The 15812-nt window shown below is 70.7% G+C and carries 7 protein-coding genes, 1 tRNA gene and 1 rRNA gene; 1 reads left to right on the top strand and 8 read right to left on the bottom strand.

Annotation, left to right across the window (positions count from 1 at the left end):
• Nucleotides 1-2: 2 nt before the first annotated feature.
• The 6 genes from pgsA to ACGFYU_RS29260 form a co-directional block, all read right to left on the bottom strand.
• Nucleotides 3-659, bottom strand: a complete 657-nt coding sequence (gene pgsA, locus ACGFYU_RS29285) for a CDP-diacylglycerol--glycerol-3-phosphate 3-phosphatidyltransferase (RefSeq protein ID WP_393830308.1) — start codon at nt 657-659, stop codon at nt 3-5.
• Nucleotides 656-2161 carry a 30S ribosomal protein S12 methylthiotransferase RimO gene (gene rimO / locus ACGFYU_RS29280; RefSeq protein WP_393830307.1) on the bottom strand — a complete coding sequence of 502 codons (1506 nt, stop codon included), beginning with the start codon at nt 2159-2161 and terminating at the stop codon, nt 656-658. Before rimO ends, pgsA begins: the two co-directional genes overlap by 4 nt.
• Nucleotides 2162-2297: 136 nt before the next feature.
• Nucleotides 2298-3194, bottom strand: coding sequence for a helix-turn-helix domain-containing protein (locus ACGFYU_RS29275; protein ID WP_393830306.1), 897 nt, complete (start codon nt 3192-3194; stop codon nt 2298-2300).
• Between the two features lie 236 nt (nt 3195-3430).
• Nucleotides 3431-6190 (bottom strand): DNA translocase FtsK, encoded by a 2760-nt coding sequence (locus ACGFYU_RS29270; RefSeq protein WP_393830305.1) that lies wholly within the window; start codon nt 6188-6190, stop codon nt 3431-3433.
• Between the two features lie 163 nt (nt 6191-6353).
• Nucleotides 6354-7034, bottom strand: coding sequence for a two-component system response regulator (locus tag ACGFYU_RS29265; RefSeq protein WP_393830304.1), 681 nt, complete (start codon nt 7032-7034; stop codon nt 6354-6356).
• A 234-nt stretch (nt 7035-7268) separates the two neighbouring features.
• Nucleotides 7269-12776: a HAMP domain-containing protein gene (locus ACGFYU_RS29260; protein ID WP_393830303.1), complete on the bottom strand. Its 5508-nt coding sequence runs from the start codon at nt 12774-12776 to the stop codon at nt 7269-7271.
• 166 nt (nt 12777-12942) lie between these two features.
• Between ACGFYU_RS29260 and ACGFYU_RS29255 the strand changes: the two genes are divergently transcribed.
• Nucleotides 12943-15525 carry a SpoIIE family protein phosphatase gene (locus ACGFYU_RS29255; RefSeq protein WP_393830302.1) on the top strand — a complete coding sequence of 861 codons (2583 nt, stop codon included), beginning with the start codon at nt 12943-12945 and terminating at the stop codon, nt 15523-15525.
• Between the two features lie 113 nt (nt 15526-15638).
• On the opposite strand, the gene ACGFYU_RS29250 is transcribed toward ACGFYU_RS29255, so the two are convergent.
• A tRNA-Thr gene (locus ACGFYU_RS29250) sits at nt 15639-15714 on the bottom strand.
• Between the two features lie 5 nt (nt 15715-15719).
• Nucleotides 15720-15812 (bottom strand): 5S ribosomal RNA (gene rrf / locus ACGFYU_RS29245); the annotation flags it as partial.

The following is a 15812-nucleotide window of genomic DNA, read 5'->3' as shown; positions in this document are numbered from 1 at the left end:
TGTCACGTCGCGGCCCGCTCCGCCGCGAGGCCCTTGCGGCGGAGTACGACCGCCTGCCGGATGTAGTCCAAACCGGTGACGACGGTCAGTACGACCGCGAGCGCCATCACCCAGAAGCGCAAGGTCGCCAGCGGGCCGGTCAGCGCGAGCACGTACATGCCCACGGCCGTGCCCTGCGCCAGGGTCTTCAGCTTGCCGCCGCGGCTGGCCGGAATCACTCCGTAGCGGATCACCCAGAAGCGAAGGAGCGTGATCCCGAGCTCCCGCCCCAGGATCACCCCGGTCACCCACCAGGGCAGGTCGCCCAGCCAGGAGAGGCAGATCAGCGCGGAGCCCATGATCGCCTTGTCGGCGATCGGGTCGGCGATCTTGCCGAAGTCCGTGACCAGGTTGTACGTCCGGGCCAGGTGCCCGTCGAAGATGTCCGTGATCATGGCGACGGCGAAGGCCGCCCAGGCCCACGCCCGCCAGGCCGGGTCGTAGCCGCCCTCGGCCAGCAGCAGGAAGACGAATCCCGGCACCAGGACGAGCCGGATCATCGTCAGGATGTTGGCGATGTTCCACAGGCTGGCCTGATCGACCGCCGCGGCTCCCAGCTTCGCGCCGGGCGCGGGCCGGCGGCCGGTCCCGCCCGCCGCAGATGCCGGGACTCCGGTCATCCGGCCGCCTCCTCAAGGTCCATGCCCAGGGGCTCGGCCACCAGGTCCACACCCAGGGAGCCGACCACCTTGGCCGTGACGATACGCCCGGGGACCAGCCCCGTGCCGTCCGTGAAGACGACCTGTCCGTCGGTCTCGGGGGCCTGGTGGGCGGCGCGCCCGTAGGCACCCTCGCCCTCCTCCGCCTCGTCCAGCGGAACGACCGTCTCGACGAGTACTTCCAGGGTCTCCCCGATCCGCTCCTCCGCGCGCTGCGAGGTGAGCTCCTCGGCGAGGCGCTGCATGTGGGCGAGACGCTCGGCGATGGTGTCCTCGTCCAGCTTGTCCTCGTAGCCGGCGGCCTCGGTGCCGTCCTCGTCGGAGTAGCCGAAGACGCCGATGGCGTCCAGGCGCGCGTTCGTGAGGAAGCGCTCCAGCTCGGCGAAGTCCGATTCCTTCTCGCCGGGGAAGCCGACGATGAAGTTGGACCGTACGCCGGCCTGCGGGGCCTTGCTGCGGATGGTGTCCAGCAGCTCCAGGAACCGGTCGGTGTCACCGAAGCGGCGCATGGCGCGCAGCACGTCGGGGGCCGAGTGCTGGAAGGACAGGTCGAAGTACGGGACGACCTTGGGGGTCGAGGTCAGTACGTCGATCAGGCCGGGCCGCATCTCGGCCGGCTGGAGGTAGCTGACGCGGACGCGCTCGATGCCGTCCACGGCCGCCAGCTCGGGCAGCAGGGTCTCCAGCAGGCGGATGTCGCCCAGGTCCTTGCCGTAGGAGGTGTTGTTCTCGGAGACCAGCATGATCTCCTTGACGCCCTGCTCGGCGAGCCAGCGCGTCTCGCCCAGCACGTCGCTGGGGCGGCGCGAGATGAAGGAGCCGCGGAAGGACGGGATGGCGCAGAAGGAGCAGCGCCGGTCACAGCCGGAGGCGAGCTTCACGGAGGCGACCGGGCTCTTGTCCAGACGGCGGCGCAGCGGCGCGCGCGGCCCGGAGGCGGGCGCGAGCCCGTCCGGCAGGTCTGCGGGGGCCTCGGCGGGCTCCTCCGCGGGCGCCTGGGCGTGGCCGGGCAGGGCCACGTCGGCGCTCTGCCGCTCGGCCGGGCTGATCGGCAGCAGCTTGCGCCGGTCGCGCGGGGTGTGCGCCTCCACGCTGCCACCGCTCAGGATGGTCTGGAGGCGGTTGGAGATGTCGGCGTAGTCGTCGAAACCGAGGACTCCGTCGGCCTCGGGGAGCGCTTCGGCGAGCTCCTTGCCGTAGCGCTCGGCCATACAGCCGACCGCGACGACGGCCTGGGTCTTGCCGTGATCCTTCAGATCATTGGCTTCCAGGAGGGCGTCTACGGAGTCCTTCTTGGCGGCTTCGACGAAGCCACAGGTGTTGACGACGGCTACGTCCGCGTCGGCGGCGTCCTCGACGAGCTCCCAGCCATCCGCCGCCAAGCGGCCTGCGAGCTCCTCCGAGTCCACCTCGTTACGGGCGCAGCCAAGAGTGACAAGGGCGACGGTACGGCGTTCGGGCATGGACTCAAGACTACTTCGTCCCGGCGCGGGCCCCGCCCCAAGTCCCCCCACAGCAAGATCCCCGGGGCCGGCGGCGGACTCCGCACAGCGCACCGGGGATCCGGATTCAAGCGCTCCGCCCTAGGGCGGCCCCGCCTCAGCCCGCCTGGGGCTGGTTCTGGAGGGGGTCTTCCTTGGTGTAAGTGAGACGTTCCACCTGACCCGGCTGGAAGTCGTCCTTGATCTCCTTGCCGTTCACGAACAGCTTCACGGCGCCGGCGTCGCCGAGCACGAGGTCGACGGACTCCTTGTCCGTGAAGGTCTTGGACTCGCCCTGCATGAGGGTGCCGTCGAAGAGCAGCTTGCCGGTGTGGTCCTTCGCGGAGATCCAGCTCTCCCCGGTGTCGGCCGTCAGGACGACCGTGACGAGGTCCTTGGGTGCTGCCGCGATGGCGCTGTCGGAAGGCTCCGGCTTCGGCGCCTGCGGGGTCTGCTGCGGCTGGGCGGCCGGCTTCCCACCGCTCTGCTTGGGGGCGGGCTTCGGGGCGGCGGAACCTTCCGCCACGGGCCGCTTGTCCTTGTCGTCACCGCCGCTGAAGGCGGTGAAGCCCACGAAGCCGATCACGGCGACGATGGCGGCGACCATGGCGGCGGTCCAGTTGGGCCGCTGCCGCTCGGGGCGGATGCGCTCGGCATCGAACATCGGCGCGGCGGGGGTGGGTGCCGGCCGGCCGCCGTGGGCCGCGTCGTAGGCCTCGACCAGGGGTACCGGGTCGAGGTGGACGGCGCGGGCGAGCGTACGGATGTGACCGCGGGCGTAGACGTCGCCGCCGCACCGCGTGAAGTCGTCCTCTTCGATCGCGTGCACGATCGGGATGCGCACGCGGGTGGTGGAACTGACCTCGTCGACGGTGAGCCCGGCGGCGATCCGGGCCTTCTTGAGGGCCGTCCCGATGGACGGTCCTTCGACGGGACGTTCGACGAGGCGGTCCTCGGACCGGTCGTCGGTCGAAGGCCGCTCTTCTTCGGGGGAGTTGGAGTTGCCGATGGACACGTGGGCGCCTTTCGAGCGTGTAGCCACCTGCTGGATGTCCAGTCTAGGGGGGTGACGAAAGGGTGGAGCAACCGGAGGGTGCACTTCCTACGCCATCCGAATGGCTAAGGGAGGTCGCCCCGGTGCGGCGACCCGGCGCCGTGCGCGATGCCGTGCGCGGTGCCGCCACCTCTCTTCAACTGGACGCGGGCCGAGGGGAAACGGTTGCCCGGAAAATCGCCTGGACCGCACACGCGTCATGACTGTGCCTCCCCCCGGATGACGGCGAGCACCCCGTCCAGGTCGTCGGCCTTCAGCAGGACGTCGCGCGCCTTCGAACCCTCGCTCGGCCCCACGATCCCCCGCGACTCCATCAGGTCCATGAGCCGGCCGGCCTTGGCGAAGCCCACCCGCAGCTTGCGCTGGAGCATCGAGGTGGAGCCGAACTGCGTGGAGACCACCAGCTCCGCCGCCTGGCACAGCAGGTCGAGGTCGTCGCCGATGTCCTCGTCGATCTCCTTCTTCTGCTTCTGCCCGACGGTGACGTCGTCCCGGAAGACCGGGGCCATCTGGTCCTTGCAGTGCTGGACGATCCCCGCGATCTCGTCCTCGGTGACGAAGGCCCCCTGGAGGCGGACCGGCTTGTTCGCGCCCATCGGCAGGAACAGCCCGTCGCCCTTCCCGATCAGCTTCTCGGCGCCCGGCTGATCGAGGATGACCCGGCTGTCGGCGAGCGAGGAGGTGGCGAAGGCGAGCCGCGAGGGCACGTTCGCCTTGATCAGGCCGGTGACCACGTCCACCGAGGGCCGCTGCGTGGCGAGCACCAGGTGGATGCCGGCCGCGCGGGCCAGCTGGGTGATGCGGACGATCGAGTCCTCGACGTCCCGCGGGGCCACCATCATCAGGTCGGCCAGCTCGTCGACGATCACCAGCAGGTACGGGTACGGGCTGAGCTCGCGCTCGCTGCCCGGCGGCAACTGGATCTTGCCGTCCCGGATCGCCCGGTTGAAGTCGTCGATGTGCCGGTAGCCGAAGGCGGCCAGGTCGTCGTAGCGCAGGTCCATCTCGCGCACGACCCACTGGAGCGCCTCGGCGGCCCGCTTGGGGTTGGTGATGATCGGCGTGATCAGGTGCGGGATGCCCTCGTACGCCGTCAGCTCCACCCGCTTGGGGTCGACGAGGACCATCCGCACGTCCTCCGGGGTGGCCCGGACCATGATCGAGGTGATCAGGCAGTTGATGCAGGAGGACTTGCCGGAGCCGGTGGCGCCGGCGACCAGCACGTGCGGCATCTTGGCGAGGTTGGCCATGACGTAGCCGCCCTCGACGTCCTTGCCGAGCGCGACCAGCATCGGGTGGTCGTCCTCGGCCGCGTCCGCGAGGCGCAGTACGTCGCCCAGGTTGACCATCTCGCGGTCGGTGTTCGGGATCTCGATGCCGACGGCGGACTTGCCCGGGATCGGGCTGATGATCCGCACGTCCGGCGAGGCCACGGCGTAGGCGATGTTCTTGGTCAGCGCGGTGATCCGCTCGACCTTGACCGCCGCGCCCAGCGTGACCTCGTACCGGGTGACCGTCGGCCCCCGGGTGAAGCCGGTGACGTCCGCGTCGACCTTGAACTCGGTGAACACGTTGCGCAGCGAGGCGACCACCGCGTCGTTGGCGGCGCTGCGGGTCTTGCCCGGCCCGCCCTTCTCCAGCAGGTCCAGCGAGGGCAGCGCGTACGTGATGTCCCCGCGCAGCTGGAGCTGCTCGGCGCGCGGCGGCAGCGGCTGGGCCTCCGGCGGGGCCTTGGTCAGGTCGGGCACCGACAGCGTCCCGGAGGCCGCGGCGGTGGTGGCGTGCGGGGGCTCGGCGGCCGGTACGGGGCGCTCCTCGCGGGCGGGCGGCACCGGAGCGGTGATGTCCGGGCCCTCCCGCTCGGGGGTGATCCCCTGGGTGAGGTCGGCGACGAGGGGCGAGGGCGGCAGCCCCCCGTAGACCACCCCGTCCAGCGCGGCGGCGGCCGCCGCGGCCACGTCGACGGCGTCCATCTCGCGGTCCATGGCCGGCCGGACCGCGGACCGGCGCGGGCGGCGCCGCCGGGCGAGGGCCTCCTCCTCGGCGGCGTCCGCCGGGTCGGCGGCCGGGCCCGCGCCGGCCGCGGTACGGGCCCGCCACCGCTCGGGATCGTGCCGCTCGGCGGCGGCTCCCGCCGGGGCCTCCCCGTACCCTTCGTCGTATTCGTTCGGGGCGATGATCCCGAGCTTGATGCCGAGCCGCCGCAGCCGCTGCGGGATCGCGTTGACCGGGGTCGCCGTGACCACGAGCAGCCCGAAGATCGTCAGCAGCACCAGCATCGGCACGGCCAGCGGTGCGCCCATGGTGAAGATCAGCGGCTTGGAGGCGCCCCAGCCGATGAGCCCGCCCGCGTTCTGCATCGCGGTGGTGCCCTCGTCCCGGCCGGGTGCCCCGCAGGCGATGTGGACCAGGCCCAGCACGCCGATGACGAGGGCGGACAGCCCGATGCCGATGCGGCCGTTGGCGTCGGTCTGCTCGGGATGGCGGATGAAGCGCACCGCCATGACACCGAGCAGGATCGGCACGAGCAGATCCAGTCGCCCGAAGGCGCCGGTGATCAGCATGGTGACCAGATCCCCGACGGGCCCGCTCAGGTTCGACCAGGTTCCGGCGGCGACGATCAGCGCCAGGGCGAGCAGCAGCAGCGCCACGCCGTCCTTGCGGTGCGCGGGGTCGAGGTTCTTGGCGCCCCGGCCGATCCCGCGGAAGACCGCGCCGACCGCGTGCGCGCAGCCGAGCCACACGGCGCGCACCAGCCGCACCACGCCGCCCGTCGGGGACGGCGCGGGCTTGGCCGCGACCTTCTTGACCGGGGCGCGCTTGGCGGCCGCGGCCTTCTTCGCCGGGGCCTTGCGCGCGGGAGCCGCCTTCTTCGCCGGCGCCGTCGTACGGCCGGTGCGGCTCTTCGCGGTGCCCGCGGTGCTCTGGGAACCCTTGCCGGACGTACGTGAGGCCATGGGGCCGAGGTTACCGGTGACCGCGCCGGTGGACACGCGTGCCCACCCCTTCACCCGTTCGTGTCGCCGGCTCCGCACCACCTTTGACGCCCCACCAGACCTGACACCCCGCCACTTCCAGCCCCGGCGGCACTTGAGGCGCCGGGGGCGGCAGTGGATCGGCTCAGCTCTGCGCAGGCAGCACGGCTCCGCCGCCCGCCCCCGGCTCCAGTGCGTCGAGTGCCCGCCGCAGCCCGGTCAGCTTGCGTTCCAGATGGGCCGCCGTCGCCACCACCGCCGCGTCGGCCGAGTCCTCGCCGAGCTGCTTGGTCAGCGCCTCGGCCTGCTCCTCCACCGCCGCGAGCCGCGCGGAGAGCTCCGCCAGCAGGCCGGCCGTCTCCTTGCTGCCGTCGGCGCCGTTGGTCCCGCCGCCCTCCAGCTGGAGCCGCAGCAGGGCCGCCTGCTCCCGCAGCTGGCAGTTCTTCGTATACAGCTCCACGAAGACCGACACCTTGGCCCGCAGCACCCACGGGTCGAACGGCTTCGAAATGTAGTCCACCGCGCCCGCCGCGTAGCCGCGGAAGGTGTGGTGCGGACCGTGGTTGATCGCGGTGAGGAAGATGATCGGGATGTCCCGGGTCCGCTCCCGCCGCTTGATGTGCGCGGCCGTCTCGAATCCGTCCATGCCCGGCATCTGCACATCCAGCAGGATGACCGCGAAATCGTCCGTCAGCAGCGCCTTGAGCGCTTCCTCCCCCGACGACGCCCGGACCAGTGTCTGATCGAGCGCGGAGAGGATGGCCTCCAGCGCCAGCAGATTCTCCGGCCGGTCGTCGACCAGGAGGATCTTGGCCTTCTGCACCATGCCCTGTCCTCCTCGCCCCGGCATGGGGCCTCCCCGGCTCCTGGCTCCGGCCTGTACGCCGGGCCCCGCCCCAGAGGACGGCATCCTTGCGCCGTCCGTCCTTGTGCCGGTCATCGTAGCCCCAGTCCCGAGATCGCCACACCCTGTCACCAAGATGTCACTGTGCACGAAGCAGAAACGTGGTGGAGGAGCAGAAGGTTCCCTCTGCGCCGTCCGGTCACACCTCTCCGGTCCTCACTTGCCCCGCATATGCCCTTCCATGACCGACAGTAGGTAATCCGGTTCCACGGGCTTGGTGACGTAGTCGGACGCACCCGACTCGATCGCCTTCTCCCGGTCCCCCTTCATCGCCTTCGCCGTGAGCGCGATGATCGGCAGCCCCTCGAACTGCGGCATCCGCCGGATCGCCTCGGTCGTCGCGTATCCGTCCATCTCCGGCATCATGATGTCCATCAGCACGACCGCCACGTCGTCGTGCTGCTCCAGCACCTCGATGCCCTCCCGCCCGTTCTCGGCGTAGAGCACCGCCAGCCCGTGCTGTTCCAGCACGCTCGTCAGCGCGAAGACGTTGCGCACGTCGTCGTCCACGATCAGCACCCGCTCGCCGTGGAAGTCGTACGCCCGCGGCCCGGCCGGGAGCGCCTCCTCCACCCCCCACGCGTCGGCGTGCGGCTGGCCGGGCACCTCCACCCGCGGCACGGGATCCGGCAGGGCCTTGCGGCGCCGCCGGAACAGCGCCGAGGACGCCCCCTGCCCGGCCGGCTCGGCGCCGCCCAGCACCGGCGCCGCGGACGGCGGCGCCGCCAGCGGCACGGGCGCCACCGGGGCCTCCGGCAGCGCGGGCCGCACCCCGTCCGCCGCCCTGCGGTACAGCTCGCCCCGGCCGCCGCCGGGCGTGGGCGGCGCGTACCCCTGCGGGGGCAGCTCACTCGGGTGCAGCGGCAGGTACAGCGTGAAGGTGGAGCCGCGGCCGGGCTCGCTGGCCGCGTGGATCTCCCCGCCGAGCAGCCGGGCGATCTCCCGGCTGATCGACAGGCCCAGACCCGTACCGCCGTACTTGCGGCTGGTCGTGCCGTCCGCCTGCTTGAACGCCTCGAAGATCACCAGCATCTTGCTCGCCGCGATCCCGATGCCGGTGTCGGTCACGGAGAAGGCGATCAGGTCCGCGTCGGCCTCGCGCAGCGAACCGGCCTCCAGCAGCTGCTCCCGGATCGCCGTCGGCACATCGGACCCGGCCGGCCGGATCACCAGCTCCACCGCCCCGGTGTCGGTGAACTTCACCGCGTTCGACAGCAGGTTGCGCAGCACCTGCAACAGCCGCTGCTCGTCGGTGTGCAGGGTGGCCGGCAGCTCCGGGGAGACCCGTACCGAGAAGTCGAGCCCCTTCTCCGCCGTCAGCGGCCGGAAGGTGGCCTCCACGTAGTCCACGAGCTGGACCAGGGCGATCCGGGTCGGCGAGACGTCCATCTTCCCGGCCTCGACCTTCGACAGGTCGAGGATGTCGTTGATCAGCTGGAGCAGGTCCGAGCCCGCGCCGTGGATCGTCTCGGCGAATTCCACCTGCTTCGGCGAGAGGTTCTCGTCCGCGTTGTCGGCCAGCAGCTTGGCCAGGATCAGCAGCGAGTTGAGCGGGGTCCGCAGCTCGTGCGACATGTTCGCCAGGAACTCGGACTTGTAGCGCATCGAGACCGCGAGCTGCTCGGCGCGCTCCTCCAGGACCTGCCGGGCCTCCTCGATCTCGGTGTTCTTCACCTCGATGTCCCGGTTCTGACGAGCCAGCAGCTCGGCCTTCTCCTCCAGTTCGGCGTTGGCGGCCTGGAGGGCCTTCTGCCGGTTCTCCAACTCGTCGGAGCGCTCGCGCAGCTGCTCGGTCATCTCCTGCGACTGCTTCAGCAGCATCTCCGTCTTGGAGTTGACGGAGATGGTGTTGACGCTCGTACCGATCATCTCGGCGATCTGGCTGAGGAAGTCCTTCTGGATCTGCGTGAAGGGGGTGAAGGAGGCCAGCTCGATGACGCCGAGCACCTTCCCCTCGAAGAGCACCGGCAGCACGATCACGTGCGCCGGCGGCGCCTCGCCGAGACCCGAGGAGATCTTCAGGTAGCCGGGCGGGGTGTTCTCGACGAGGATCGTCCGCTTCTCCTCCGCGACCGTCCCGATCAACCCCTCCCCCGGCCGGAAGGAGATCGGCATCTGGCCTCCGGCGTACGCGTAACTCCCGCGCATCCGCAGCTCGTACGAGCCCTCCGCGCCGCCGTCGGTCCCGATCTCGGTGGTGCCGCCGGCCGGCAGGGCCAGGAAGAACGCACCGTGCTGCGCGGAGACCACCGGGGTCAGCTCGCTCATGATCAGCGAGGCCACGTCGTCGAGCTCCCGGCGGCCCTGCATCAGGGCGGAGATCCGGGCGAGGTTGCCCTTGAGCCAGTCCTGCTCCTTGTTGGCCAGGGTGGTGTCGCGCAGGTTGACGATCATCGTGTTGATGTTGTCCTGGAGGACCTGGATCTCGCCCGCCGCGTCCACGTCGACCTTCAGGCTCAGGTCGCCGCGGGTCACCGCGGTGGCCACGGCCGCGATCGCGCGCACCTGCCGGGTGAGGTTCCCGGCCATCTCGTTCACGGACTCGGTCAGGTCCCGCCAGGTGCCGTCGACGTCACGGACGCGGGCCTGGCCGCCCAGGATGCCCTCCGTACCCACCTCCCGGGCCACCCGGGTCACCTGGTCCGCGAAGGACGACAGCTGGTCGACCATCGTGTTGATGGTCGTCTTGAGCTCCAGGATCTCGCCCCGGGCGTCGATGTCGATCTTCTTGGTCATGTCGCCCTTGGCGATGGCGGTCGTGACCATGGCGATCTGCCGCACCTGGCCGGTGAGGTTGGAGGCCATGAAGTTCACCGAATCGGTGAGGTCCTTCCAGGTCCCCGAGACACCGGGCACGTGCGCCTGACCGCCCAGGCGTCCCTCCGTACCCACCTCGCGGGCCACGCGCGTGACCTCGTCGGCGAAGGAGGACAGGGTCTTCACCATCGTGTTGACGGTGTCGGCGAGCTGCGCGACCTCGCCGCGCGCCTCGACGGTGACCTTCTTCGTCAGGTCGCCGTTGGCGACCGCCGAGGAGACCTGGGAGATGTTGCGGACCTGCGAGGTCAGGTTGTTCGCCATCAGGTTGACGTTGTCGGTGAGGTCCTTCCAGATGCCGGTGACCCCGCGCACCCGGGCCTGGCCGCCGAGGATGCCCTCGGAACCCACCTCGCGGGCCACCCGGGTCACCTGCTCGGCGAAGGAGGACAGCTGGTCGACCATCGTGTTCACGGTGGTGACCAGTTCGAGGATCTCGCCCTTCGCGTCGACCGTGATCTTCTTCGACAGGTCACCCGTGGCGACCGCCGTCGTCACCTCGGCGATGTTGCGCACCTGGGACGTCAGGTTGTTCGCCATGAAGTTGACGGACTGGGTGAGGTCCTTCCAGGTGCCGGAGACGCCCTTGACCTCCGCCTGACCGCCCAGGATGCCCTCGGTGCCCACCTCGCGGGCCACCCGCGTGACCTGCTCCGCGAAGTTCGAGAGCTGGTCGACCATCGTGTTGAGGGTGTTCTTCAGCTCCAGGATCTCGCCGCGCGCGTCCACGTCGATCTTCTGCGAGAGGTCGCCGCGCGCCACCGCCGTCGCGACCTGCGCGATGTTGCGCACCTGCGAGGTCAGGTTCCCGGCCATACCGTTCACGGAGTCCGTCAGGTCACGCCATACGCCGGCCACCCCGGGCACCTGCGCCTGACCGCCGAGCCGGCCCTCGGTACCCACGTCCCGGGCCACCCGGGTCACCTGCTCCGCGAAGGCGGAGAGCTGGTCGACCATCGTGTTGATGGTGTTCTTCAGCTCCAGGATCTCGCCGCGGGCGTCCACGTCGATCTTCTGCGAGAGGTCGCCGCGCGCCACCGCCGTGGTCACCTGGGCGATCTGGCGCACCTGGGAGGTCAGGTTGCCGGCCATGAAGTTGACGGAGTCGGTGAGCTCCTTCCAGGTACCGGACACCCCCTCCACCCGTGCCTGACCGCCGAGCCGGCCCTCCGTGCCCACGTCCCGCGCCATCCGCGTGACCTGGTCGGCGAAGCTCGACAGCTGGTCCACCATCGTGTTCACGGTGTTCTTCAGCTGGAGCATCTCGCCGGAGACGTCCACGGTGACCTTCTGCGACAGGTCGCCGTTCGCGACCGCCGTCGTCACCTGCGCGATGTTGCGGACCTGGCCGGTGAGGTTGCGGAAGGCGGTGTTCACCGAATCGGTGAGGTCCTTCCACGTGCCGGCGGCCCCCGGCACCTGTGCCTGACCGCCCAGCTCACCCTCGACGCCGACCTCACGGGCCACTCGCGTCACTTCCGCACCGAAGGACTGGAGCTGGTCCACCATCGTGTTGACGGTGTTCTTCAGCTCCAGCATCTCGCCGGCCACATCGACGGTGACCTTCTGCGACAGGTCTCCGTTGGCCACCGCCGTCGTCACCTGCGCGATGTCCCGCACCTGCGTCGTGAGGTTGCGGAAGACCGTGTTCACCGAATCGGTGAGGTCCTTCCACGTGCCCGCGGCCCCCGGCACCTGCGCCTGACCGCCCAGCAGACCCTTCGCGCCGACCTCGCTGGCCACACGCGTGACCTCGTCCGCGAAAGTACGGAGCGTTTCGGTCATCTGGTTGATCGTTTCGGCCAGCTGCGCCACCTCGCCGCGCGCGCTGACCCGCACCTTCTGCGACAGGTCGCCGTTCGCGACGGCCGTCGTGACCTGCGCGATCCCGCGCACCTGGGCCGTCAGGTTGCCGGCCATGGTGTTGACGGAATCGGTCAGGTCCTTCCACACACCGGCGACCCCGGGCACCTTCGCCTGGCCGCCCAGCTCACCCTCCGTACCCACCTCGCGTGCGACGCGGGTCACCTCGGAGGAGAAGGAGGACAGCTGGTCCACCATGGTGTTCACGGTGTTCTTCAGCTGGAGCATCTCGCCGGCCACGTGAACCGTGACCTTGCGGGACAGATCGCCCTTCGCCACCGCGGTCGTGACGAGAGCGATATCACGCACCTGAGCGGTGAGCCGGTACGCCATCGTGTTGACGGAGTCGGTCAGATCCTTCCAAGAACCGGACATTCCGCGCACCTGGGCCTGACCGCCGAGCTTGCCCTCGGTACCGACCTCCAGCGCCACTCGCGTCACCTCGTCGGTGAACGCGGACAGCTGGTCGACCAGGTTGTTGACCGTACGCCCGACCTTCAGGAACTCCCCGCGCAGCGGATGCCCGACCCCGTCCGGCGCCTGCGTCCGCAGGTCCATCCGCTGGTCCAGATCACCCTCGGCCACCGCCGACAGCACCCGGCCCACCTCGGACACCGGCCGGGCCAGATCGTCCACGAGCTGGTTCGAGGCGTCGATCGCGGCCGCCCAGGATCCCTCACAGGCACCGGTTTCCAGCCGTTCGCTCAGCTTGCCCTCGCGGCCCACCATGCGCCGGACCCGGGACAGCTCCCCGGTGAGATGGAGATTACGGTCGGCGACCTCGTTGTAGACGGCGGCGATCTCCGCCATCACGCCCTCGCCGGACACCGTCAGCCGCTTGCGGAAATTGCCGTCCCGCATCGACACCAGGGCCGTGAGCAGCCGGTTCAGTGCCGCGGTATCGACCTCCGTCGTGCTGCCCCGCCGGGACCGTCCGCCCTTCGGCCGCGTTCCCGTACGCCGCACCGCTGCGCCAGACTCCACCGTGTCCCTCCCGAAAGGGTCGACCGCCGTTCCACCGGACCTGACTCTTCACAAGCCGGCTCTACAAGCCTGCCCAGTGTTTCACCCTGGCCGAACCCGGCCATAACACTTCGGCACCATCGCACACCCGCCGTACCCTGCGGGTGGATTCCCGGACGACGGCACCATGCCGACCGCGAAGGTAAGTAACCTGGCACCCGATGTCCAACCGCGTCGAAGGAGACTCGTGATCACGGCACGGGCGGCTGCCAGTTTCGATCCCCTCGGGCGTTCGGTCGCCGCCGCTCGCGCGTTCGTCCGCGACACCCTGCAGGGCTGGGGCTTCGCGGACATCGTCGACGACGCGGTGGTCCTCACCAGCGAGCTCGTCACCAATGCCGTGGTCCACGCCGGAACCCGGGCCGAGGTGCTGTGCCTGCGCGCCGAGGACGGCGTACGGGTCGAGGTCGCCGACCGGTACCCGGAGCGCGAGCTCCCGCTCCAGCACCCCGGCGAGCGCCCGTACGCGGACCCCGACCGCGAGAACGGCCGCGGGCTCATGCTCTGCGCCGCCCTCGCCACGCGCTGGGGCGTCGAGTACACGGCCACCCACAAGCACGTGTGGTTCCGCCTCGACCTCCCGGACCGTCCGGTCGGTACCCGCTCCGCGGGCCCCATCGTCCCCGACCAGCTGCTCCCCCTCGCCGACAGCCGGGTCCGCGTCGCCGTCCTCCAGATCGACTCCGGCGACGCGATCTCCGCCTGGAACGAGGACGCCGAGCACGTCTTCGGCTTCAGCGCCGAGAAGGTCATCGGCCGCCCGCTCGCCGAGCTCGCCGCCTGGCCCCAGACCCCCGGCACCGGCACGGGCATCGCCGAGGCCCTGCGCCTGTCCCGCTGGGAGGGCAGCTACGGCATCCGCGGCGCCGACGGCCGGGTGATCCCCGTTTACGCCTCACACCTGCGGGTACGCGATGCCCACGGGGAGCCCTCCATCGTCTGCCTCCTCGTCCACGACGACGAGCGCGCCCTGCTCCAGACCCCCGTACGCATCCCCACGACCGACAGCGGCCACCTGACCGAATCCCGCCCGGACCCCTTCGAGGTCTTCATCGGCTCCCCCGCCCCCGATGACCTCGACGGCCTCCTCCAGCGCACCGTCGAGCGGGCCCGCGACCTCCTCGACGCCGACTCCGCCTTCCTGCTGCTCGCCACCGACGACGAGACCGAGCTGGAGGTCCGCGCCACCACGGGCCTGCCCTCCACGCGCCAGCGCTTCGCCCGCGTCCCCGTCGAGGCCGGCACCAGCCGGTACGGCTCCGCCCGCATGCCCGCCGTCCACGACGACCTCACGGCCGTCCCCGGAGCCGTCCCGCTCCTGGAGTCCACCGGCATGCGCTCCGTGGTCACCGTCCCGCTCAAGGTCGAGGGCCGGCTCACCGGCTCCCTCGGCGTCGCCGCCGAGGTGCCCGGCCGCTACTCGAACGCGGAGGCCCTGCGCCTCCAGTTCGCCGCCGACCGCATCGCCCTCGCCGTCGAATCGGCCCGCCTCGGCGAGCTGGAACGCCTGCGCCGCGGCTCCCTGTCCTTCCTCGTCGAGGCCTCCGACCTGCTGGCCGGCACCCTCGACCGGGACCAGACCCTGGCCCTCATGGCCCAGATGACCGTCCCCACCCTCGCCACCTGGTGCGCCGTCTACACGATCGCCGACCAGGCATCCGACCCTTACCTCTCCTACGTGCTCCACGAGGACGAGGAACGCATCGACGGCCTGAAGGCCCTCCTCTCCCGGGTCAGCGCGCCGGAGCCGGTCCGCGAGGCCGGCGCCCGCCCCTGGCAAGAGGCCGCCTCGGCGGTCGGCGGCGAGACGGTCGTCCTCCCCCTCCTCGCCCGCAACCGCGTGATCGGCATGCTCACCCTCGGCAAGCCCAGCGAGGAGCACTTCCGCCAGGAGATCCTCGAACTCGCCGAGGACCTCTCCCGCCGGGCCGCCCTCGCCCTGGACAACGCCCGCCTCTACTCCGAGCGCACGGCGATCAGCCGCTCGCTCCAGCGCAGCCTGCTGCCGCCCGGCTACCCCGCGATCCCCGGCATGGAGGTCGAGGTCATCTACCGCGCGGCCGGCGAGGGCAACGAGGTGGGCGGAGACTTCTACGACGTCTTCCCGATCCGCGACGGCGCGTACGGCTTCGCCATCGGCGACGTCTGCGGTACGGGCCCGGAAGCGGCGGCCGTCACCGGCCTCGCCCGGCACGCCCTGCGCCTCCTGGCCCGCGAGGGCCTCGGCGGCCCGGCCGTCCTGGAGCGTCTGAACGCGGCCATCCTCGACGAGGGCGCCCGCAGCCGCTTCCTGACCCTCCTCTACGGGGAGCTCCACCCCCAGCCCGACGGCGGCGCCCTGATGAAGGTGGTCTGCGCGGGCCATCCGCTCCCGCTGCGCCTGAGCCCCGACGGCCAGGTCACCCCGGCCGCCGAGCCGCAACCGCTCCTCGGCGTGATCGAGGACCTCGACCTCTACGAGCAGACCCTCTCCCTCGCCCCGGGCGACGTCCTCCTCTGCGTCACGGACGGCGTGACGGAACGCCGCGAAGGCTCCCGCATGCTTGGCGACGACGGCCTGGCGGAGGTCCTCACCACCTGTACGGGCCTCACCGCCGGCGCGGTGGCCTCCCGCGTCCTGCGCGCGGTCGAACGCTTCGCGGCCGAACCCGCCTCGGACGACATGGCCATCCTCGCCTTCCGCGTCCCGCACCAGCGCGAAGGCTCCTGAATCCACCCGTTCGGCCCTGGACCGCTCCTGCAGCGGCGGCCCAGGGCACCTTCTCCCTCAACCGCTCCGGAAACACAAAAAGGCCCCCGCCTGATGGCGGGGGCCTTTTCTGATGGAGCCCTTTAACGGAATCGAACCGTTGACCTTCTCCTTACCATGGAGACGCTCTACCGACTGAGCTAAAAGGGCGGGTTGTTCGGCGGCGTCCTACTCTCCCACAGGGTCCCCCCTGCAGTACCATCGGCGCTGAAAGGCTTAGCTTCCGGGTTCGGAATGTAACCGGGCGT

It is taken from the genome of Streptomyces sp. NPDC048337 (assembly GCF_043201175.1).
In the GTDB taxonomy this organism is placed as follows: Bacteria; Actinomycetota; Actinomycetes; order Streptomycetales; family Streptomycetaceae; genus Streptomyces.
The sequence above is the reverse complement of the archived record's forward strand: the minus strand, read 5'-3'. Positions and strand labels throughout refer to the sequence as shown.